This window comes from Erwinia sp. 009765445 (assembly GCF_058137865.1).
This window is the reverse complement of sequence record NZ_JBYUWC010000003.1, coordinates 234,019-255,031: the sequence shown is the minus strand read 5'-3', so window position 1 is coordinate 255,031 and position 21,013 is coordinate 234,019. Positions and strand designations below refer to the sequence as shown.

The following is a 21,013-nucleotide window of genomic DNA, read 5'->3' as shown; positions in this document are numbered from 1 at the left end:
AGGCTCAGGAGAGCACGCGACGGTGAAGAACCGGGCCTGGCGTACCCTCCCGGCTCAGGAGTGTAAGTGGTCCATTCCCAACTGTGCCAGGTGCTGCGCCAGCTTTTTCGGCGCGGCTTCATCGCTGATAAGCCGGTCAAACACGCTGAGTTCGCCGATGCGGGCGGGCAGGACTTTACCGAACTTGCTGCTGTCGGCCACCAGAATTTTCTGGCGGGCGCGCTGCAGCGCCTGATGCTTCATCGGCAATTCGTTGAGGTTGTAGCAGGTAGCGCCCTGTTCAGCATCAATGCCTGCAGCGGAGATAAACGCCTTGCCCGGACAGAGGCTGTCCATCACTGAACCCTGTCCCAGCGGGGTGAAAATCGCATTATCCGCGTGAAATTCCCCGCCGTTCAGGATCACCTTACAGGCGGGTTTTTCTTTCAGGGCAAGGAAGGTGTTCATCGCGCAGCAGATAGCGATAAATTCCAGTTCGCCGTCGATGGCATCCACGACCCATGGCATGGTGGTGCCGCAGTCAAAAAATACCGTGTCACCAGGCTGGATGAGTGCCGCCGCCAGCTGACCTAACCGGCGCTTCTTCTCCACGTTGTGGGTCTGCTGATCGGTAACAAAGTAGTGACCCTGGCTGTTTTTCGGATCGCTGACGATATACCCGCCAAGCAGCACCACCGCAGAAGGCTGTTCGCTGATATCGCGGCGGATGGTCATCTCGGAAACGCCAAGCAGCTGCGCCGCCTCTTTCAGGTGGATCTTGTCGGTTCGCTGCAGCGCGTGCGCCAGTTTTTTTACGCGCTCGTCGCGCCGGGTTTCCATGGTCGGTGATTCCTGATGATCGGTTAATAGCCTTCGCCGGTAGCGCTGCTGTCCTGCACGATGGTGACGCCGGAGCTGGTGCCAATGCGGCTGGCACCCGCCTGGATCATGATTTCTGCGGTATGCCGGTCACGAACTGCGCCTGATGCTTTCACTTTCACCTCCGGCCCGACCGTTTCATGCATCAGGCGAACGTGCTCTTCGCGCGCTCCGCCGGTGCTGAAGCCGGTAGAGGTTTTCACGAAGGCGACCCTCAGCTCCCGACAAATTTCACAGATTTTAATGATTTGCGCCTCGCTGAGCAGGCAGGTTTCCAATATTACCTTCAATGGGATCGGGCCGCAAACCTCCCGCACCGCCTGTATGTCAGCCGTGACCGCCTGTATCTCACCGCTTTTCAGCCAGCCGACGTTAATCACCATATCGATCTCCTGCGCGCCGGCCTCGATTGCGGCTTGCGCCTCAAAGGCTTTGGCGCGGGTCAACCCGGCCCCCAGCGGAAATCCGATCACTGAACAGACCCTGACGTTACTGCCCTTCAGCTTTTCCGCGGCCAGCGGGACGTAGCCGGAATTCACGCAAACTGCATAGAAATTGTGCTGCAGCGCTTCTTCACACAACCGGTCAATTTGCTGAGTAGTGGCATCGGCAGCCAGCAAGGTGTGGTCGATAAAGCTGGCATAGTCACGGGTGGATAACGTCATGATCTTCTCCTCGCAGTAAATGTGAATGTTAAAATAATAACATTTCTCACTTGCCGTCAATGCCTTGTTTATGGCCTTTATCTGGAATTTTTAACGTGAGAGGGCTGTCACAAAATTCACATATGATCGTTGTTATTGTTATTTCTACAACATTTAATGAGCGAAATTTACAGGGGGAATCACAATGGATATTGCCGTTATCGGCTCGAATATGGTCGACCTGATCACCTACACCAACAGCATGCCTAAAGCCGGCGAGACGCTGGAAGCCCCCGATTTCGCTCTGGGCTGCGGCGGCAAAGGGGCCAATCAGGCTGTGGCAGCAGCAAAGCTCGGCGCTGCGGTGATGATGGTCAGCAAAGTGGGCGAAGATCTGTTTGCTGAAAACACGGTGAAAAATCTGCAGCAGTTTGGCGTGGAAACCCGCCATGTGACTGTTGCAGCAGGAACTTCCAGCGGCGTGGCGCCGATTTTTGTCGATGACCAGTCGCAGAACCGCATCCTGATCATCAAAGGGGCTAACGCGCATCTCTCTCAGGCTGACATTGATGCTGCCGCAGCGGACCTGAAGTGTTGCCGCCTGATAGTGCTGCAACTGGAGATCCCGCTACCCACGGTTTATTACGCCATCGATTTTGCCCGCCAGAACGATATTCAGGTGATCCTCAATCCGGCCCCGGCGGTTGCCGGGTTGGATATCGATTATGCCTGCCAGTGCGACTTTTTTATGCCGAATGAAACCGAGCTGGAGATCCTCACCGGCCTGCCAGTCGGCAGCGAAGAGGAAGTGCTGCGCGCCGGGCAGATGCTGCTGGCCCGTGGCCTGAAGAACCTGATTATCACTCTGGGCAGCCGAGGTTCGGTATGGATGCAGGGAGACACCGTCCATCGCGTCAGCCCGACGCCGGTCAAAGCCGTGGACACCAGCGGAGCAGGGGATGCCTTTATCGGCTGCTTTGCCCACTGCCTGGTAGAGCACGGCGATATTGCCCGTGCAATGGAGTCTGCTTCGGCTTATGCCGCCTGCAGCGTAACCGGTCGGGGAACCCAGCGCTCCTATCCCGATGCCGATACTTTTCAACGTTTTCTCAACGCCTGAGGATTGGCTATGCACCAGAACATTGTCCAGCAGCCTGACGGCTACCTGAATAAGACTCCGCTGTTCCAGTTTATTCTGCTGTCCTGCCTGTTCCCATTGTGGGGCTGCGCCGCCAGCCTGAATGATATTTTGATCACCCAGTTCAAGAGTGTCTTCGCCCTAAGTGATTTTGCCAGTGCCCTGGTGCAGAGTGCCTTCTACGGTGGCTACTTCCTGATTGCGATCCCGGCCTCGCTGGTGATCCGCAGTACCAGTTACAAGGTGGCGATACTGCTGGGGCTGGCGCTGTATATCGCTGGCTGCGTGCTGTTCTATCCTGCCTCGCACATGGCAACTTACACCATGTTCCTCGCGGCGATCTTCGCTATAGCTATTGGCCTGAGCTTCCTGGAAACCGCCGCCAATACCTACAGCTCGATGATTGGTCATCGCGACCATGCCACGCTGCGCCTGAACGTCAGCCAGACCTTCTATCCAATAGGTGCGCTGATGGGCATCGTGTTGGGTAAATATCTGGTCTTCCAGAATGGCGACAGCCTGCACAGCCAGATGGCGGGCATGAATCCCGAACAGTTGCACCAGTTCCGCCTGACGATGCTGGAGCACACGCTGGAACCCTATAAATACCTGGTGATGGTACTGGTGGTGGTGATGGTGCTGTTCCTGCTGACGCGCTATCCGCACTGCAAGCCGCAGAGCGCGGAGAAAAAGCTGCCAGGGCTGGGAGAAACCTTCAACTATCTGGCGAAAAACCGCCACTTTAAGCGCGGTATTGTCGCTCAGTTTGTCTATGTCGGGATGCAGGTGGCAGTGTGGTCGTTTACTATCCGCCTTGCGCTGAACCTGGGCGCAACTAACGAGCGTCACGCTTCTAACTTTATGATCTACAGCTTTATCTGCTTCTTTATCGGCAAGTTCGTCGCCAACTTCCTGATGACCCGATTCCGGGCTGAGAAGGTGCTGATTGCCTACTCGGTGGCGGGAGTGATCACGCTGGCCTATGTGATGCTGGTGCCGAACTTTACCGCCGTCTACGCCGCTGTGTTTGTCAGCGTGCTGTTCGGGCCGTGCTGGGCAACCATCTATGCCGGTACGCTGTCGACCGTTGATAACAAATACACCGAAGTCGCCGGCGCCTTTATCGTCATGGCGATTGTTGGGGCTGCATTTGTTCCTGCGCTGCAGGGGCTGGTTTCTGACCGCCTGGGATCGATGCAGCTGGCCTTTAGCGTTTCGCTGCTGTGCTTTGCCTGGGTCGGTTTTTACTTCTGGGGCGAGCTGCGCCACAAAAAGCAGCCTGCCGCCACTGGCCGTCTGGCTGAGGAGGCTCGATGAAAACCCGACTTCCTCTGCACCGTTCGCTGTTCGGCGACACGCCGCGCACGCTGCTGGAAAACGGTGACTTCAGCGTCAAACTGTTTCGCTATCCCGCCGGTATTGAAGCCGTGCGGCTGGAAAACAGCCGCGGCCATGTGATTGTGCTGCCGTTCTATGGGCAGATGATCTGGGAGGCGGAGTTTGACGGGCGAACCCTGACCATGGGCAACGGCTTTACTCAGCCGCTGCCGGGTCAGGATATTATCGACACTTACGGCTGCTTTGCCTTCCATTCCGGCCTGCTGGCAAACGGCTGCCCGGCTGCAGATGACACTCATGCTCTGCACGGTGAAATGGCCTGTGCACGCATGGACAGCGCCTGGATTGAGCTGGAAAATGACCGCGTGGCGCTGCGAGGTGAAACCAATTATATCAAAGGGTTTGGGCACCATTATCGTGCTTCACCGGGCGTGACGCTGCTGGCGGGGCGGCCACGGTTGCGTATTGAGATGGTGGTGAACAACCTCTCCGGCAGCGCGATGCCGCTGCAGTACATGTGCCATATGAATTATGCGTATGTGGAGAACGGCACCTTCAGCCAGAGCATCCCGGACAGTGCTTTCCAGCTGCGCACGTCGATTCCCGGCCATGTCCATCCCACGCCGAACTGGCTGGATTATACCCGCCAGCTGCAGGCTTCGCCTCAGGCGTTCGACGGGCTGAACCGGCCGGAGATGTACGATCCGGAAATCGTCTTCTTTGCCGATAATCTGGCGCAGTACGGCAGCAAAGCGGAGTTTCAGCTGCACTCGCCGGAGGGCTACGGTTTCAGCACCATTTTTGATACCGCCCAGTTCAACTACGCCACGCGCTGGATCCTGCATAATGCCGACCAGCAGGTTGCCGCTTTCGTTTTACCTGCCACCTGCCGTCCGGAAGGATTTAATGCCGCGAAGCAGGCGGGAACGCTGATCTCGCTGGAGTCCGGCGAGCAGAGGCAGTTCTGTGTGGAAACCGGATTAATCGAGTAGCCTCAATAAGGTGGCGGATGTTTCCGCCACCTCCTCTGGCAGGCAGACCAGCTCCACCCGTAATCGCCACTCTTTCCCGTCCAGTTGCCTGAAACAGCGAAGCCAGCATACCCGACGCATAACGCTGGAATATGCACATTTCGTCACTGACTCCTTTCCCGAATGGCATCAATGCCGCAAAAATTCCATGTCATAATCTGACGAATAAATCATCACAGCCCCCCCTGAATCATCCCTTTTGAAATTGATCATACTGGATAGCCGCTATGTCGAATAAAACGCTGTATGAGAAATTAATTGAGTCGCACGTGGTCCGTGAGCTGGACGATGAAGGCCATGTACTGCTCTATATCGATCGCTCGATCCTCAACGAATATACCAGCCCGCAGGCTTTCAGCGGGCTGAGAGAGAGTGGGCGGGTTGTCCGTCACCCGGCAACCATCTTGCTCAATGTCGACCACGTGAACCCCACCAGACCCGAACGTGACGCAGAGATGACCGATGCAGGCGGGCAGCTGCAGGTGGATTATTTCAGGCAGAACGCCGCTGATTTTGGCATCGAACTCTTTGATGTACTGGATCCCCGACAGGGCATTGAGCACGTGGTCGCCCATGAACAGGGCATGGTGATGCCGGGCATGGTGATTGCCGCTGGGGACAGCCATACCACCACCTACGGCGCTTTTGGTGCGCTGGGGTTTGGGATCGGCACTTCAGAAATTGAGCATTTACTGGCCACGCAAACACTGGTCTACCGCAAGCTGAAAACGCTGCTGGTGACGGTCAGGGGCGAGTTGCCCTATGCCTGTTCGGCCAAAGATATCATCCTCGAACTGCTGGAACGAATCGGCGCGTCGGGTGCCACCGGCTATGCGATTGAATTTGATGGCGAGGCGATTAGCGCCCTGAGCATGGAAGGGCGAATGACGCTCTGCAATATGGCCGTGGAAGCCGGAGCGCGTGGCGCAATTATCGCGCCAGACCAGAAAGTCTTTGACTACATTGCAGGCAAACCGCAGATGCCTGTGGGCGAGCTGTGGCAGCAGGCGCTCAGCGAATGGGCAACGCTACGCAGCGATCCGGACGCCGTATTTGATAGAACGGTGCAGATAAACTGTAGCGAGCTGGAACCCAAAGTCACCTGGGGGATCAGCCCGGATCAAACTACCACCATCTCCGGATCCGTCCCCGATCCGGAAAAAGAATCCAACCCGGCTAAACAGCAGGCGATCCGTAAGGCGTTGCAGTACATGGGACTGACTGCCGGAACGCCGCTTCGTGATATTCAGATCACCCATGCATTTATTGGATCCTGCACCAATGGCCGTATTGAAGATCTGCGTTCGGCTGCGGCGGTGATCCAGGGCCGCAAAATTGCCAGTCACGTCAGGGGCATCATTGTGCCGGGATCGTCGCAGGTTCGTCGTCAGGCCGAAGAAGAAGGGCTGGCGCTGCAGTTTATCAACGCCGGTTTTGAGTGGCGTCAGTCGGGATGCTCAATGTGCCTGGCAATGAATGAAGATGTGCTTGCGCCCGGCGATCGCTGTGCTTCAGGAACCAACCGCAACTTCCCCGGACGGCAGGGCGGCGGGGCGAGAACTCACCTGATGAGCCCGGCGATGGTCGCGGCAGCCGCCATCAGTGGCCATCTTGAAGATGTGCGTACCGTACTGAATACCGGAGGAAAAAATGGAGTCATTTAAACAGGTCTCCGGCGTGGTAGCGCCGCTGCCGGACGCGAACATCGACACCGATGTCATTATGCCCAAGCAGTTCCTGAAAGGAATCGATCGTCAGGGGCTGGATAAAGGGGTGTTTTTCGACCGCCGTTTTACTGCGGAAGGCGAGCTGAACGCCGACTTCATTCTGAATCAGCCCGGCTGGCAGGGGGCAACCTTTTTGCTGGTTGGCCCCAATTTCGGCTGTGGTTCCAGCCGGGAACATGCAGTCTGGGGATTAAGGCAGTTGGGGATCCGCGCACTGATCGGCACCAGCTTTGCCGGGATTTTTGACGATAACTGCCAGAAGAATGGCGTGCTCACCGTCTCGCTGGACGAGGGGGCTTATGAGCGCCTGAGCCAGTTGGCCGCGAACCCGGACACCAATACGATTACCGTTTCGCTGGAGAAAGGAGAAATCACCGCAGGTGCGGCGACGCTGGTGTTTTCCGTCAGTGCGCTGAAGCGGGAAATGCTGTCAGGCGGCGAAGATTCTATCGGTTGGACATGGCAATATCTTGCCGACATTGAGCAGTTCGAAGCGCGGCATTATGCCGGGAAGCCCTGGCTGAAACGCCCGACGCTCAACCCTCGCCGTTAACGAAGGAAGGATCGCATGAGTGCTATTACCGAACGAGGCGTTTCCTCCTTTGTTCCCGGATTCAGCCTGAAAGACGTCAGTCTGGCGAACGGCATTACCCTCAGAGTCGCGATGGGAGGTGAAGGCCCGCCGCTGCTGCTGCTCCACGGCCATCCGCAAAACCATCTGACCTGGCGTAAAATCGCGCCGGAGCTGGCAAAAAATCACACCGTTATCATGGCCGATCTGCGGGGATATGGCGACAGTGATAAACCTGCCAGCGATGAGCAACACCGGCCCTATTCAAAACGGATTATGGCACAAGATTGCGTGTTACTGATGGCCGCGCTGGGCTACCCGACTTTTGCTTTTGTGGGGCACGACCGGGGCGCGAGGGTGGGGCACCGGCTGGCCCTGGATCACCCGCAGTGCGTATCCTGTTGCACCTTCATCGATATTGCGCCGACAGCAACCATGTATGCGTTAACGGACCAGGCGTTTGCCACGCGCTATTTCTGGTGGTTCATGCTGATCCAGCCTGCGCCAGTCCCCGAAACGCTGATTCAGCACGACCCGGCATTTTTTCTGCGCAAGCATATAAACGGCCAGTTAAAAACGCCCGGGGCAATGTCAGAAGATATTTTCAGCGAATATCTGCGCTGCTATCAGCAGCCGGAGATGATCCACGCTGTCTGTGAAGACTATCGGGCGGCAGCCACGACTGACTTGCAGGATGATGCGGAGGATCAGGATAAGCGCATTCAGTGTCCTTTGTTACTGCTGTGGGGCGAACTGGGAACCGTCGGACAGCTTTACGATGTGTTGGCGACCTGGCGTGATAAAGCCCTCAACATTCAGGGTGAAGCACTGCCCTGCGGGCACTCTCCGCAGGAAGAGATCCCCGAACTCTTCCTGCATAAACTTCAGCCATTCCTGAAAACAGTGTTATAAAACCCTATTATCCACTCTGTTTCCGGCGACTATGAAGAGCACCCCAGCAGGAAAAAACCACCTTCAGCCAGTGGCGGGCTGGCCTTCGATTGAAGATCTGCATGTTTTTGTCACGGTGGCCCGCAATGGCGGGTTCGCCAGAGCGGCGCTGGAATTAGGCCTCTCTCCCTCTTACATCAGCAAGCGCATTGCCACTCTGGAGAAACGGCTGGGCACCCGGCTGTTTTTTCGCAATAACCGCATCATGCGGCTCACCCCGGAAGGCGAGAAGGCGCTGGAAGGGGCGGTGCAGATTGTCGGCAGCGTGGGGGATTTTGTCAGCGATCTCAACGGGCTGCGCGGCGAGCTGACCGGTAATATTATCCTCAGCTGCTCGTTCGGCTTTGGCCACGAATACCTGTCGCAGGCCCTGTCAGAACTGATGCTGCTGCACCCGGGACTCAACGTGAAGCTGGTGCTCAGCGACAGGGAGGTGGATCTCATCAATGAGGGCGTAGATATAGAAATTCTGGTAGGGGATGACATCAAAGACCTCTACATTGCCAGGCGGCTGGCAGCGAACCGGCGGATATTATGCGCGTCGCCGGACTACCTGCAGCGAGCCGGAACGCCTGCGAATGCAGACGAACTTGGCCGTCACGAATGCCTGATTATCCAGGAAAGAAGCTCGGCTTATGGTCACTGGGCGCTCACTAATGGCAGGGAGAATATTCTGTGTCGCGTCAACAGCCGCCACTCCTCCAACAGCGGCAGCGTGGTGCTGGCCTGGGCGCTGCGGGGACACGGCATTGTGCTTCGTTCGGCCTGGGACGTGGCAAAATATGTGCAAAGCGGCGATCTGGTCCAGCTGTTACCCGAGTGGTATCAGGAAGCGAATATCTGGGCGGTTTATACGCAACGCTCATCCGGCTCCCTGCGGATTAAAACCTGCATTGATTTCCTGAGCGACTATTTTGCCAAACGCCTGCCGGGGGCAGGCGTAACGGGGCAGGCACGCTGAGCCGTCCGTTAATGAGGGCCAGGGTCGCGAGGATAAACCCTGGCTTCTGACTTAAATCGCCACCAGACCCCGGACGCCGTCTGCCTCCATGCTTTCTCCACGACCGCGCTGGACGATTTCGCCGCGCGACATCACCAGATAACTGTCGGCCAGCTCGGCGGCAAAATCATAAAACTGCTCAACCAGCAGGATCGCCATATCGCCTCGCTGGGCGAGCTGGCGGATCACCGCACCAATCTCTTTGATCACCGACGGCTGGATCCCTTCCGTCGGTTCATCCAGGATCAGCAACTGTGGCTTGCACGCCAGCGCACGGCCAATCGCCAGCTGCTGCTGTTGCCCACCTGAAAGATCGCCGCCGCGCCGCTGTTTCATCTCTTTAAGCACCGGAAACAGCTGGTAAATCTCTTCCGGCACCTGCCTGGCCTGCGAACCTGAAAACCGTGCCAGCCCCATCAGCAGGTTCTCTTCCACCGTCAGCCGGGGAAAAATCTCGCGCCCCTGAGGAACATAGGCAATCCCGGCCTGCACCCGCTGGTGCGGTTTACGCCCGTTGAGAGTTTTATCCTGCCAGCGAATGGTGCCGGACTTTGCCGGGATCAGCCCCATCAGGCATTTCAGCAGCGTGGTTTTGCCCACGCCGTTACGGCCCAGCAGGCAGGTGATCTCGCCGGGCTTCGCGTCGAATGAGAGGCCGCGGAGGATATGGCTGCCACCATAATATTGATTCAGTTCAGATACCTGTAACATATCAGCGCCCCAGATAAACTTCGATAACCTGCTCGTTAGCCTGCACTTCGCGCAGTGAGCCTTCCGCCAGCACCTGGCCCTGATGCAGCACCGTGACGTGGTCGGCGATGGTTTCGACAAAACCCATGTCATGCTCCACCACCATCAGCGAGTGCTGGCCTGCCAGGCTGCGGAACAGCTCGGCGGTGTAGTCGGTTTCCGCATCGGTCATGCCCGCAGCCGGTTCATCCAGCAGCAGCAGATGCGGGTCCTGCACCAGCAGCATGCCGATCTCCAGAAACTGCTTCTGCCCGTGTGACAGCAGGCCTGCCGGACGATGACGTTCCGCGCCCAGCCGCAGCAGTTTCAGCACCTCATCAATGCGGTCCTGCTGCTCGCCGTTCAGCTTGCTGCGCAGGCAGGCCCACACCGATTTGTCGGTTTTCAGCGCAATCTCAAGATTCTCAAATACCGTCAGGGCTTCAAACACCGTCGGCTTCTGAAATTTGCGGCCAATGCCGATGCGGGCAATTTCCACCGGCGAAAGGGTGGTGAGATCGGTGCTCTGATCGTAAAACACCCGGCCATTGTCCGGCCTGGTTTTCCCGGTGATCACATCCATCAGCGTGGTCTTACCCGCGCCGTTTGGCCCGATAACACAGCGCAGTTCGCCAACGCCGATTTGCAGCGACAGGTTGGTCAGCGCCTTAAAGCCATCAAAAGAGACGTTGATGTTTTCCAGCTGCAACACAGGATCTGTCTGTTGGCGATGGTGGTCCGCCGGATGGGGCTGCGTAAAAAGTTGCTCAGTCATGCTTCCTCCGGCGGAGCAGGCCAATCACGCCCCGTGGTAAAAACAGCGTCACGAGGATAAACATCAGGCCCAGGAAAAACAGCCAGTATTCAGGGAAAGCCACGGTAAACCAGCTTTTGGCCCCGTTAACGATCCCGGCACCGAGCAGCGGACCAATCAGCGTGCCGCGTCCACCGAGAGCGACCCAGATTGCCGCCTCAATGGAGTTGGTGGGTGACATCTCGCTGGGGTTGATAATGCCGACCTGCGGCACATACAGCGCCCCGGCCAGCCCACAAAGCATCGCTGACAGCGTCCAGACGAACAGCTTGAAGCCTTTCGGGTCGTAGCCGCAGAACATCAGGCGGTTCTCGGCATCGCGCACGGCGGTCAGCACCCGGCCAAACTTACTGCGGGCCAGCGCAAAACCAATCCCGAGGCTGGCGACCAGCAGCAACACAGTGGCGACGAACAGCCCGATGCGGGTACTGGGGGCGGTCACCGGGAAGCCGAGCAAAGTGGTGAAGCCGGTAAAGCCGTTGTTGCCGCCAAAGCCGGTTTCATTGCGAAAGAACAGCAGCATCCCGGCATAGGTCAGCGCCTGGGTCATGATCGAGAAATAGACCCCTTTGATTTTCGAGCGGAAGGCAAACCAGCCAAACACCAGCGCCAGCACGCCCGGCACCAGTACAATCAGGCACAGTGCCCATGCAAAGTGCTGCGTTCCTGCCCAGAACCACGGCAGGTGGTCCCATGACAGAAAGGACATAAAGGCGGGCAGCCCGTCTCCGGCGGCCTGGCGCATCAGGTACATCCCCATCGCATAGCCGCCCAGCGCGAAGAACAGGCCGTGCCCGAGCGACAGCAGCCCGGCATAGCCCCATACCAGATCCAGCGCCACGGCGACGATGGCATAGCAGAGGATTTTGCCGACCAGCGTCAGGGTATAGATCGACATCGCCAGCGGGTTATCCACAGGCAGCAGCGCGAGAAAGGGCAGCACCAGAAGGATCAGCAGGGCCAGCAGGCCGAGGCCGAGACTCAGGCGCGGCGCTTTTTGCGCCAGGGTGAGCGTCATGGGTTGTGCCATCAGTCAATCACCCTCCCTTTGAAGGCAAACAGTCCCTGGGGTCGTTTCTGAATAAACAGAACGATCAGCACCAGGATCAGAATCTTGCCGAGTACCGCACCGATTTGCGGTTCCAGCACTTTGTTCAGAATGCCCAGCCCGAAAGCGGCGACCACCGTTCCGGCCAGCTGTCCGACACCCCCGGTGACCACCACCAGGAAGGAGTCGATAATGTAGCCCTGGCCCAGCTCCGGGCCGACGTTGCCCAACTGCGACAGCGCCACGCCGCCCAGCCCGGCGATGCCGGAACCCAGCCCGAAGGCCAGCATATCCACCCGCCCGGTTGGCACGCCGCAGCAGTCAGCCATCGCGCGGTTTTGCGTGACGGCCCGCACGTTCATTCCCAGCCGGGTTTTATTCAGCAGCAACCAGGTGAGGAGCAGCACACCAAACACGAACAGGATTACCGCAATACGGTTGTACGGCAGCACCAGGTTTGGCAGCACCTGCAACCCGCCTGACAGCCACGGCGGGTTGGCGACCTCCAGGTTCTGCGCGCCGAACAGCACCCGCACCAGCTGGATCAGCATCAGGCTGATCCCCCAGGTTGCCAGCAGTGTTTCCAGCGGGCGGCCATACAGGTGGCGGATAATGGTTCTTTCCAGCGCCATACCAATCGCGGCGGTGACCAGAAAAGCCACCGGCAGCGCCAGCAGCGGATAGAATGCCAGCCACTCCGGAGCGAAGCGCTGGAACAGCGTCTGCACCATCCACGTGGAGTAAGCGCCGAGCATCAGCATCTCGCCGTGCGCCATGTTAATCACGCCCAGCAGGCCGTAAGTGATCGCCAGTCCCAGAGCGGCCAGCAGCAGCACCGAGCCCAGCGACAGGCCGGTAAACGCCTGACCAAGCAGATCGCCCAGCATCAGCCGCTGTTTAATCTGTTTCAGGCTGTCGACGGCGGTGGCGCGCACTCCGGCATCCGGTTCGTTTTGTGGTTGAGTCAGGCGGTCAAGCGCGGCCTGAGTCTGTGGATCGCTGGTTTCACCCAGCAGTTTCACTGCCTTCAGCCGCACCTGCGGGTCGGCATCACCGATCTGCAATCCGGCCACGGCCTGAGCCAGTACCGCATGCACGCCGCTGTCTTTTTCGGCGGCCAGACACTGAGTCAGCAGCGGCAACTGATCGGCCTGCGCGTCGTTTTGCAGCTCACGGGCGGCGCTCAGACGGATCGCGACGTTATTACTGACCAACTGATGGGCGGCCAGCGTGGTGGCAATCAGCACTCGCAGGCGGTTGTTCATAAACAGCTTTTTGGTGTCACCAGCCGGTTTTTCCACGTTGTCGAGCGGCGTCAGCTTGCCATCGGCCTCGCTGAACGGCTGTTTGTTTTCATCCAGCACCACATTTTCCTGATGCAGTGCCTGCAGGAAAGGAAGGCGTGCGGCATCCGGCGCGGCGGCCCATGCCTGCAAAAGTTTGATCTGATCTGTCCGGCTGGCGGCAGAGAAATCCGCTGCAGGCCCGGCAAGGGCGGACAGAGGCGCCAGCAGGCACAGCGAAAGTAAGAGCGTAAAAAGTCGACGTATTATCATCGCAATGCCCATCATGTCAGGATTGGGATGCGGGGCGCACGACACGCCCCGCGCAGGAGCGGGAAAAATCCCGCCCTTAAAGGTTATTGCGTTGATTTAACAGGGTAATCGGGTTTCTTGTCGTTGCCCGGAATGTAAGGGCTCCACGGCTGCGCACGCACTGGTTTATCCGTCTGCCACACCACGTTGAACTGACCATTGCCTTCGATTTCGCCAATCATTACCGGCTTATGCAGATGATGGTTGGTCTGATCCATGGTCAGGGTAAAGCCGTCCGGTGCTTTGAAAGTCTGTCCGGCCATTGCCGCACGCACTTTGTCCACGTCGGTGGTGCCTGCTTTCTCTACCGCCTGCGCCCACATATGGATGCCGACATAGGTCGCTTCCATCGGGTCGTTGGTCACCGCAGTATTGTAGTTCGGCAGGTTGTGCGCTTTGGCCCAGGCACGGTAATCCGCCACAAACTTCTTGTTAACCGGGTTGTCGACAGATTCAAAGTAGTTCCAGGCCGCCAGGTTGCCGACCAGCGGTTTGGTGTCGATGCCGCGCAGCTCTTCTTCACCCACCGAGAAGGCAACAACCGGCACGTCGGTCGCTTTAATGCCCTGGTTAGCCAGCTCTTTATAGAACGGCACGTTAGAGTCGCCGTTGATGGTGGAGATCACCGCAGTTTTACCCCCGGCCGAGAATTTCTTGATGTTGGAGACGATGGTCTGGTAATCGCTGTAGCCAAACGGCGTGTAGACTTCTTCAATATCACTGTCCTTCACGCCTTTGGAGTGCAGGAAGGCACGCAGGATTTTGTTGGTGGTGCGTGGATAAACATAGTCGGTACCCAGCAGGAAGAAGCGTTTCGCGCTGCCGCCGTCTTCGCTCATCAGGTATTCCACCGCCGGGATCGCCTGCTGGTTAGGGGCAGCGCCGGTATAGAACACGTTAGGCGACATCTCTTCACCTTCATACTGCACCGGATAGAACAGCAGGCCGTTCAGTTCTTCAAACACCGGCAGCACGGATTTACGGGAGACCGAAGTCCAGCAGCCAAACACCACGGCCGCTTTGTCCTGAGTCAGCAGTTGGCGGGCTTTTTCAGCAAACAGCGGCCAGTTGGACGCCGGATCGACCACCACCGGTTCCAGCTTTTTCCCCAGCACGCCGCCCTTGGCGTTGATCTCGTCAATGGTCATCAGCGCCACGTCTTTCAGCGGCGTTTCCGAGATGGCCATGGTGCCGGAAAGCGAGGATAAGATGCCGACTTTAATGGTGTCCGCCGCCTGCGCACCCCACGCTAAACCCATACTCATAACCGTTGCCGAAAGTGCAAATACCTTCAGTAATGAACGTCTTTTCATCTGGCGAACCCCTGATATCGTTGAATTATGTGGGTGAATCCGGTTGAAGTCTTGCCTGCTGCAGCCTGTGTAATGTGATCTTTCTGACCTCGGCCTTACTGACGGATATATGGGCGGTCAGAATCCGCTGTGCCTCCTCGCTTTGTTGTTGTGATACCGCCTGCAAAATTCGGGCGTGTTCGTTGTATGTCGCTTCGATCCGGTCCTCGCGGGTAAAGTCGAGGCGGCGGATGATGCGAATCTTTTCGGTCAGTTCGGCATGGATGCGGGCCATTTCGCTGTTGCCTGCCGCCGCGACTATCGCCATATGGAAGGCCTCGTCGTGCAGGGAAACGGCTTTGCCATCCTGCAGCCGGAGATCATCCATCCAGAAGCGTTTCAGTTCGCTGAGCAGATCGCTGGCTCGTCCGGCTGGCATGGCGCAGAGGCGGCGAACCGCCTCGCACTCCAGCACAATACGCAGGTCATACAGCTCCTCGAAATACTCGAAGTCGAACTGGCGCACCTGCCAGCCGCTGCGGAACCACACCTCGACGTAGCCTTCACGCTCCAGCCAGAACAGCGCCTGCCGCACCGGGGTGCGGCTGACATCCATGCGTTCCGCCATCTCGCTTTCGCTGAAGCGGTCGCCCGGCATCAGGCGAAAGTCGAAGATGTCGTTTTTAATGGTCTGGTAGACCTTTTCCGCCAGCGCTTCCGGACGGCCCTTGCTACGTCGGGCGTGAAGCTCCTGCATGCTCACCTCTTTATTCCAGCCACAGCAGCGCGTCGCCAGGGCTGACCGGACGGCCCGGCTGGCAGCCGATGCGCTTCACGCGGCCAGCCTGCGGCGCATGGATTGCCAGCTCCATCTTCATCGCTTCAACGATGATCACCGGCTGCCCGGCGACCACTTCATCGCCCGGGCTGACCAGCACTTTCCAGATGTTGCCGTTCAGATCTGCGCTGACCTGCAGCGCGCTTTCATCCTCTTCTGCTGGCAGCAGGTTCTCTTCACTGGTCAGCGGCGCGCCTTCCTCTTCCAGCGCCCACAGTGCCACTTCCGCTTCGAAGGCGGTGGCCTGGTTCTGACGGAAATCGGCAATAGCGGCGGCATTGTCACTGAGGAACTGCTTATGCTCAGCAAAATCAAACACCGTCTCTTCAATGGTGATGGTGGCGCGGCCTTCGCGGAAATCTTCGCGCAGCACGTCCAGCTCGGCTTCGCTCACCGGGTAGAAGCGCACCTGATCGAAGAAGTGCAGCAGCCAGGGTTCGTTAGCGGCGAACTGCTCGTTTTTCAGGAATTTGTTCCAGATTGGCAGCGTGCGGCCCACCAGCTGATAGCCACCCGGGGAGTCCATGCCGTAAATACACATGTACATGCCGCCTATGCCGACAGTGCCTTCCGCAGTGAAGGTTCGCGCCGGGTTGTATTTGGAGCTGAGCAGGCGATGGCGTGGATCGATCGGAACCGCACAAGGTGCGCCCAGATAGACATCGCCCAGACCGAGGATCAAATAGCTGGCATCAAAAATGGTCTGGCGAACTTCTTCGCGAGTGGCCAGGCCGTTGATGCGCTGGATAAAGTCGACGTTATTTGGCAGCCAGGGAGCGCTGTCCCGGACGGTTTCTTTGTAACGTTCAACCGCACCCAGCGTGGCGCTGTCTTCAAAGGCCATCGGCATATGGACAATGCGCGAAGGCACTTTCATCTGACTGACGTCACCGAGGTTTTTTTCCAGTTCCAGCAGCAGGGTCAGCAGCTGTTTCTGGCTGAGGATCCGGCTGTCGTAGCGGATTTGCAGTGAGCGGACGCCTGGCGACAGCTCTTCAATGCCCGGCTGGCCGGTTTCGCGCAGCGCGGTCATCAGCAGATGGACACGCAGGCGCAGTGCCAGATCCAGCACGTTGTCGCCGTATTCCATCAGGATGTAGTTGTCGCCTGCCTGACGGTAAACCGCAGTCGGGGTGAACGCGGTAGCTTTGAGCGCGGCCAGCACGGTGGCGGAGCCGTGGTCTGTTTCCGCCAGCGACGGCACTTCAAAGAGAGGTTTCACCGCACCATGCAGCGTCTGAACGCTCTGTGCCTGCACTTTTTCCAGCGCGTGTGCTTCGTCAAAACTGACCGGATGGAAGCGGATGCGGTCGCCTGGTTTGACCTGGCCGACTTTCCACAGTTCGGCTTTGGCGATAGTGACCGGGCAGACGAAGCCACCCAGGCTTGGTCCGTCACGGGTGAGGATCACCGGGAAGTCGCCGGTAAAGTTCACCGCGCCAATAGCGTATTCACAGTCGTGAACGTTGGAAGGGTGCAAACCGGCCTCGCCGCCGTTGGCGCGGGTCCAGCTCGGTTTTGGCCCTGCCAGGCGCACGCCCAGACGGTTGGAGTTGTAGTGGACCTGCCACTCACTGGTAAAGAATTCGTCGATGGATTCCTGGGTGAAGAAATCCGGTGCACCGTGCGGCCCGTACAGCACGCCAATGCTCCATTCGTCGCTGTAGGTCGGGATCAGAGAGGCATCCACAGCCTGCGGTTCGCTGACCGGAGCCGGAGTGGTGCAGGCCGCCAGTTCAGGCTGAGAGATCGCCAGCATGTCCGCCACGCGCAGAGTGCGACCGGCATGGCCACCAAACTGGCCGAGGGCAAAGGTCGAGCGGCTGCCGAGGTATTCCGGCACGTCAAAGCCGTTGCGCACCGCCAGATAAGTGCGGCAACCCATCTGAGCACGGCCCAGCATCAGGGTTTGTCCTGCTTTCACTGAGACTGGCTGCCAGTAACTGACCGGTTCGCCATCCAGCGTGGCCGGGCATTCAGCCCCGGTCAGGGAAATAATTGTGTCGCTGTGGAAGCGCAGCGTTGGTCCCTGCAACGTGAATTCCAGGCCGGCGGCCTCTTCGGCGTTGCCGACGATGCGGTTCGCCAGCCGGAAGGCAAAGTCATCCATCGGGCCGGAAGGCGGCACGCCGATATCCCAGTAACCCAGACGACCCGGGTAATCCTGAATGCTGCTCCAGGTACCGGGCTGCAGCACTTCGACTACTGCAGAAGCCGGGGTGAAGCTGTCCAGCATGCGCGTCCAGACTTTGCCGCTGCGGAAGGCTTCAGTTGCCACTATCTGACGCAGATAATCAAGGTTGGTGGCGATGCCGTGCAGGCGTGTTTCACTCAGCGCCTGGGCCATTTTTGCCAGCGCGGCTTCGCGGTTTTCCGCATGGACGATCAGTTTGGCGATCATCGGATCGTAGAAGGCCGACACTTCGGTGCCGGTGGAGATCCAGCCATCCACCCGCACGTTTTCCGGGAAGCAGACCTCGGTCAGCACGCCGGGGCTTGGCTGGAAGTTTTTCAGCGGATCTTCGGCGTAGATACGCACTTCAATCGAGGCACCCTGCGGAGCCTGCACCATGCGCGTCCAGTCCAGCTCATCACCTGCCGCCACGCGCAGCATGCACTCCACCAGGTCCAGCCCGGTGACGCATTCGGTGACCGGATGCTCAACCTGCAAACGGGTATTCACTTCCAGGAAGAAGAACTCATCGCGCTCAGCATCATAGATGTATTCAACCGTACCGGCGCTGCGGTAGCTGACCAGTTCGCCCAGCTTAACCGCAGATTCCAGCAGGGCAGCGCGGGTGCTTTCCGGCAGGTTCGGGGCAGGTGTTTCTTCCACCACTTTCTGATTGCGACGCTGCAGGGAGCAGTCGCGTTCGCCAGGAGCGATCACTTTGCCTTTGCCGTCGCCAAAGATCTGCACCTCAACGTGGCGGGCACGATCGATGCAGCGTTCCAGGAACACGCCAGCATCGCTGAAGAACTGTTCGCCAAGGCGGCGGACGCTTTCCCAGGCGCTGCGTAGTGCATCAGCATCTGCACAACGTGTCAGGCCGATACCGCCGCCGCCAGCGGTGCTTTTCAGCATCACCGGGTAGCCAATTCTGTCTGCGGCGCTCAGTGCTTCTTCCAGCGAGTCGAGCAGTGCCGTACCCGGCGTCATTGGCACGCCTGCGGCGGCGGCCAGTTCACGGGCGCGGTGCTTCAGGCCAAACTCGCCGATCTGATGAGCAGTGGGGCCGACAAAGGCGATCCCGGCTTCTTCACAGGCGGCGGCAAACGGCAGGCTCTCGGAGAGAAAACCGTAGCCTGGCCAGATGGCCTGTGCGCCAGTTTCTTTCGCTGCGGCAAGCATTTTATCGATGCGCAGATAGCTGTCAGTGGCTTTCTCGCCGCCCAGCGCAATGGCAATGTCAGCATCTTTGACGTGCTGGGCATTTTTATCCGCATCGGAATAAACCGCCACGCTGGTGACGCCCAGTCGCTTGAGGGTGCGAATTGCACGGCAGGCAATTTCGCCACGGTTGGCAATCAGGACGGTATTAAACATTCGGGGTCTCCTTGCGGGTCAGCCAGTTACGCCAGCCGCCAAAATCAGTGATGTCGGTCGCATCGGGAAGCACTGCAGGTTCACAGATAAAGCCTTTCACCAGGCGGCCATCGGCCAGCTCCAGCGTGCCAATACCCAGCGGGGAAGGGATCTCTGCCACGAACTCGCCGAAGCGTGCCAGCGGGATATCCCACAGCTCAACGATGATCGACGCGCCGTCGCTGCCTTTTACCAGGCCCGGCTTGGGCGGTTTGGTATTCGCCAGCGCGTAGAGGCGATAGCAGGCGGCGGTTTTGGTCTCTTCAACCAGTACCGCATCGCGGGTGGTCAGCTGGTGGTTGAGCGGCATCCCGGTCAGATGAGCGCCAACGACGGCCACACGGACATGCAGCGGCGAGGCTGGCAAAGAGGCGTGGCTGGCAGGCTGAGCATTGCCAGTTGCACCGAGGCTCAGGGCCTGACGGGCCTGCCATTTCTGGCCGAAGGCCGCCAGTGCACGGTCATACCAGGCTGGGGCGATCAGGGTGATCCCGGCTGGCAGGCCATCCTCGCGGAACGGGCCGGGCAGTGCCAGCGCGGACAAATCGGCCAGGTTGGTGAAGTTGGTATAGGTGCCGAACTGCGAGTTGTAGCGAACCGGCTCCTGTTTCATCTCTTCCAGCGTGTGGATGGTGGGAGAGGTCGGGACAACCAGTGCATCAAACTGGCTGAGGGTTTGCTGGATCTGGCGGCTCAGTTCTGCCCGCAGGTATTCCGCTTTATAAGCATCCACGGCGCTGTAGTTTTTCCCGCTGGCGACGATGCCGTACACCACCGGATCCATCTCGTCTTTGCGATCCAGCATCTCGCCGACGGCGACGGTACGTTCAGCCACCCACGGGCCGTAATAAAGTTGTTCAGCCAGCTGGTGGAAGATCGAGAAATCAATCGGATGCAGCGTGGCCCCTCCTGTCTGCAGCGCGGTCAGTGATTTTTCCCACGCGGCTTCAGCCTGCGCATCGTCAAAGAAGGTAGGGTTAGCCGGGATCGCCAGCTTCGGCGCAGCGGGCAGGGCCGCCGGAGCCAGGCCTGGATTCGCGCGGGAATAGGCATCGCTGGCGTCATAGCCTCCGGCGCAGGTGGCAGCGAGGAACGCATCTTCCACTGTCAGGGCAAAGAGGGAAATGGTGTCGTTCAGGCGGCAGGCCGGAACCACGCCGGTGGCGGAGAGCCAGCCTTTGGTTGGTTTCAGGCCAACGATATTGTTGAATCCGGCAGGCACGCGGCCGGAACCTGCAGTGTCGGTTCCCAGCGCAAAACACACCAGGCCACGGGCGGTCACGGAAGCCGAGCCTGAGCTGGAGCCGCCGCTGACATACGCAGGATCAAAGGTGTTTTGCACCGCGCCAAACGGCGAGCGGGTGCCGACCAGGCCGGTAGCGAACTGATCGAGATTGGTTTTACCGATCACCACGGCACCGGCTGCCTTGAGATTAGCCACTGCGGTGGCGTCGGCTTCGGCCTCATAGGCAAAGGCCGGGCAGGCTGCGGTGGTCGGCCATCCCGCCACATCAATGTTGTCCTTGACCGCGAACGGCACGCCGAACAGCGGCAGCGAGGCCGGATTTTGCTGCCAGACCGCCAGCAGGGGTTCCAGCTGAGCGCGCAGCTGGGCCGGGGTAGCGAGATACAGCCAGGCATTATCCGCAGTGGATAAACCGGACAGCAGCGACTCCAGCGTAGCCACCACATCCTGAGGATGCTGCTGATGGTGCTGCTGCCAGTCGTTCAGGGTGAAGCCGGTGGTCAAAGCCATAGGTTGAATTCCATCTGGTATACAAGATGGAATTCAATTAAGCAAAAGTTGTGCCACCTGAGCAGGTGTATGTAAATAAATGATTTTTATTATGAGG

At 58.7% G+C, this 21,013-nt stretch carries 17 protein-coding genes; 7 read left to right on the top strand and 10 right to left on the bottom strand.

Annotation, left to right across the window (positions count from 1 at the left end):
• Positions 1-54: 54 nt before the first annotated feature.
• Together deoR and deoC are read right to left on the bottom strand one after the other, a co-directional pair.
• Positions 55-819, bottom strand: coding sequence for a DNA-binding transcriptional repressor DeoR (deoR, locus tag AC3Y5R_RS04590; RefSeq protein ID WP_489920347.1), 765 nt, complete (start codon positions 817-819; stop codon positions 55-57).
• 23 nt (positions 820-842) lie between these two features.
• Positions 843-1,523, bottom strand: coding sequence for a deoxyribose-phosphate aldolase (gene deoC / locus AC3Y5R_RS04585; RefSeq protein ID WP_489920346.1), 681 nt, complete (start codon positions 1,521-1,523; stop codon positions 843-845).
• Between the two features lie 184 nt (positions 1,524-1,707).
• Between deoC and rbsK the strand changes: the two genes are divergently transcribed.
• From rbsK to AC3Y5R_RS04550, 7 genes are all read left to right on the top strand, one after another.
• The gene (gene rbsK / locus AC3Y5R_RS04580) at positions 1,708-2,622 is read left to right on the top strand and encodes a ribokinase (RefSeq protein ID WP_489920345.1); all 915 of its coding nucleotides are present in this window, start codon (positions 1,708-1,710) and stop codon (positions 2,620-2,622) included.
• 9 nt (positions 2,623-2,631) lie between these two features.
• Positions 2,632-3,957, top strand: coding sequence for an L-fucose:H+ symporter permease (gene fucP, locus AC3Y5R_RS04575; protein WP_489920344.1), 1,326 nt, complete (start codon positions 2,632-2,634; stop codon positions 3,955-3,957).
• Entirely contained in the window at positions 3,954-4,970 is a 1,017-nt protein-coding gene (locus AC3Y5R_RS04570) for an aldose 1-epimerase family protein (RefSeq protein WP_489920343.1), read from the top strand. Before fucP ends, AC3Y5R_RS04570 begins: the two co-directional genes overlap by 4 nt.
• Before the next feature lie 266 nt (positions 4,971-5,236).
• On the top strand, positions 5,237-6,673 hold the full coding sequence (leuC, locus tag AC3Y5R_RS04565) for a 3-isopropylmalate dehydratase large subunit (RefSeq protein ID WP_489920342.1): 1,437 nt from the start codon (positions 5,237-5,239) through the stop codon (positions 6,671-6,673).
• A complete protein-coding gene (gene leuD, locus AC3Y5R_RS04560; protein WP_489920341.1) occupies positions 6,660-7,289 on the top strand; it encodes a 3-isopropylmalate dehydratase small subunit in 630 nt (209 codons plus the stop codon). Before leuC ends, leuD begins: the two co-directional genes overlap by 14 nt.
• Before the next feature lie 15 nt (positions 7,290-7,304).
• Positions 7,305-8,219 carry an alpha/beta fold hydrolase gene (locus AC3Y5R_RS04555; protein WP_489920340.1) on the top strand — a complete coding sequence of 305 codons (915 nt, stop codon included), beginning with the start codon at positions 7,305-7,307 and terminating at the stop codon, positions 8,217-8,219.
• A gap of 31 nt (positions 8,220-8,250) precedes the next feature.
• Positions 8,251-9,219 carry a LysR substrate-binding domain-containing protein gene (locus AC3Y5R_RS04550; protein ID WP_489920339.1) on the top strand — a complete coding sequence of 323 codons (969 nt, stop codon included), beginning with the start codon at positions 8,251-8,253 and terminating at the stop codon, positions 9,217-9,219.
• 51 nt (positions 9,220-9,270) lie between these two features.
• Here the strand turns inward: AC3Y5R_RS04550 and urtE are convergent, their stop codons facing one another.
• From urtE to atzF, 8 genes are all read right to left on the bottom strand, one after another.
• Entirely contained in the window at positions 9,271-9,969 is a 699-nt protein-coding gene (urtE, locus tag AC3Y5R_RS04545) for an urea ABC transporter ATP-binding subunit UrtE (protein ID WP_158781914.1), read from the bottom strand.
• A gap of 1 nt (position 9,970) precedes the next feature.
• A complete protein-coding gene (gene urtD, locus AC3Y5R_RS04540; RefSeq protein ID WP_489920338.1) occupies positions 9,971-10,762 on the bottom strand; it encodes an urea ABC transporter ATP-binding protein UrtD in 792 nt (263 codons plus the stop codon).
• Positions 10,755-11,831 (bottom strand): urea ABC transporter permease subunit UrtC, encoded by a 1,077-nt coding sequence (gene urtC, locus AC3Y5R_RS04535; RefSeq protein WP_489920337.1) that lies wholly within the window; start codon positions 11,829-11,831, stop codon positions 10,755-10,757. The genes urtD and urtC overlap by 8 nt, the downstream gene beginning before the upstream one ends.
• The gene (gene urtB / locus AC3Y5R_RS04530) at positions 11,831-13,405 is read right to left on the bottom strand and encodes an urea ABC transporter permease subunit UrtB (protein WP_489920336.1); all 1,575 of its coding nucleotides are present in this window, start codon (positions 13,403-13,405) and stop codon (positions 11,831-11,833) included. Before urtB ends, urtC begins: the two co-directional genes overlap by 1 nt.
• Before the next feature lie 83 nt (positions 13,406-13,488).
• The gene (urtA, locus tag AC3Y5R_RS04525) at positions 13,489-14,757 is read right to left on the bottom strand and encodes an urea ABC transporter substrate-binding protein (protein ID WP_489920335.1); all 1,269 of its coding nucleotides are present in this window, start codon (positions 14,755-14,757) and stop codon (positions 13,489-13,491) included.
• Between the two features lie 25 nt (positions 14,758-14,782).
• Entirely contained in the window at positions 14,783-15,493 is a 711-nt protein-coding gene (locus AC3Y5R_RS04520) for a GntR family transcriptional regulator (RefSeq protein WP_489920334.1), read from the bottom strand.
• 10 nt (positions 15,494-15,503) lie between these two features.
• Positions 15,504-19,121, bottom strand: a complete 3,618-nt coding sequence (gene uca, locus AC3Y5R_RS04515) for an urea carboxylase (protein WP_489920333.1) — start codon at positions 19,119-19,121, stop codon at positions 15,504-15,506.
• A complete protein-coding gene (gene atzF, locus AC3Y5R_RS04510; protein WP_489920332.1) occupies positions 19,114-20,916 on the bottom strand; it encodes an allophanate hydrolase in 1,803 nt (600 codons plus the stop codon). Before atzF ends, uca begins: the two co-directional genes overlap by 8 nt.
• Positions 20,917-21,013 lie beyond the last annotated feature (97 nt).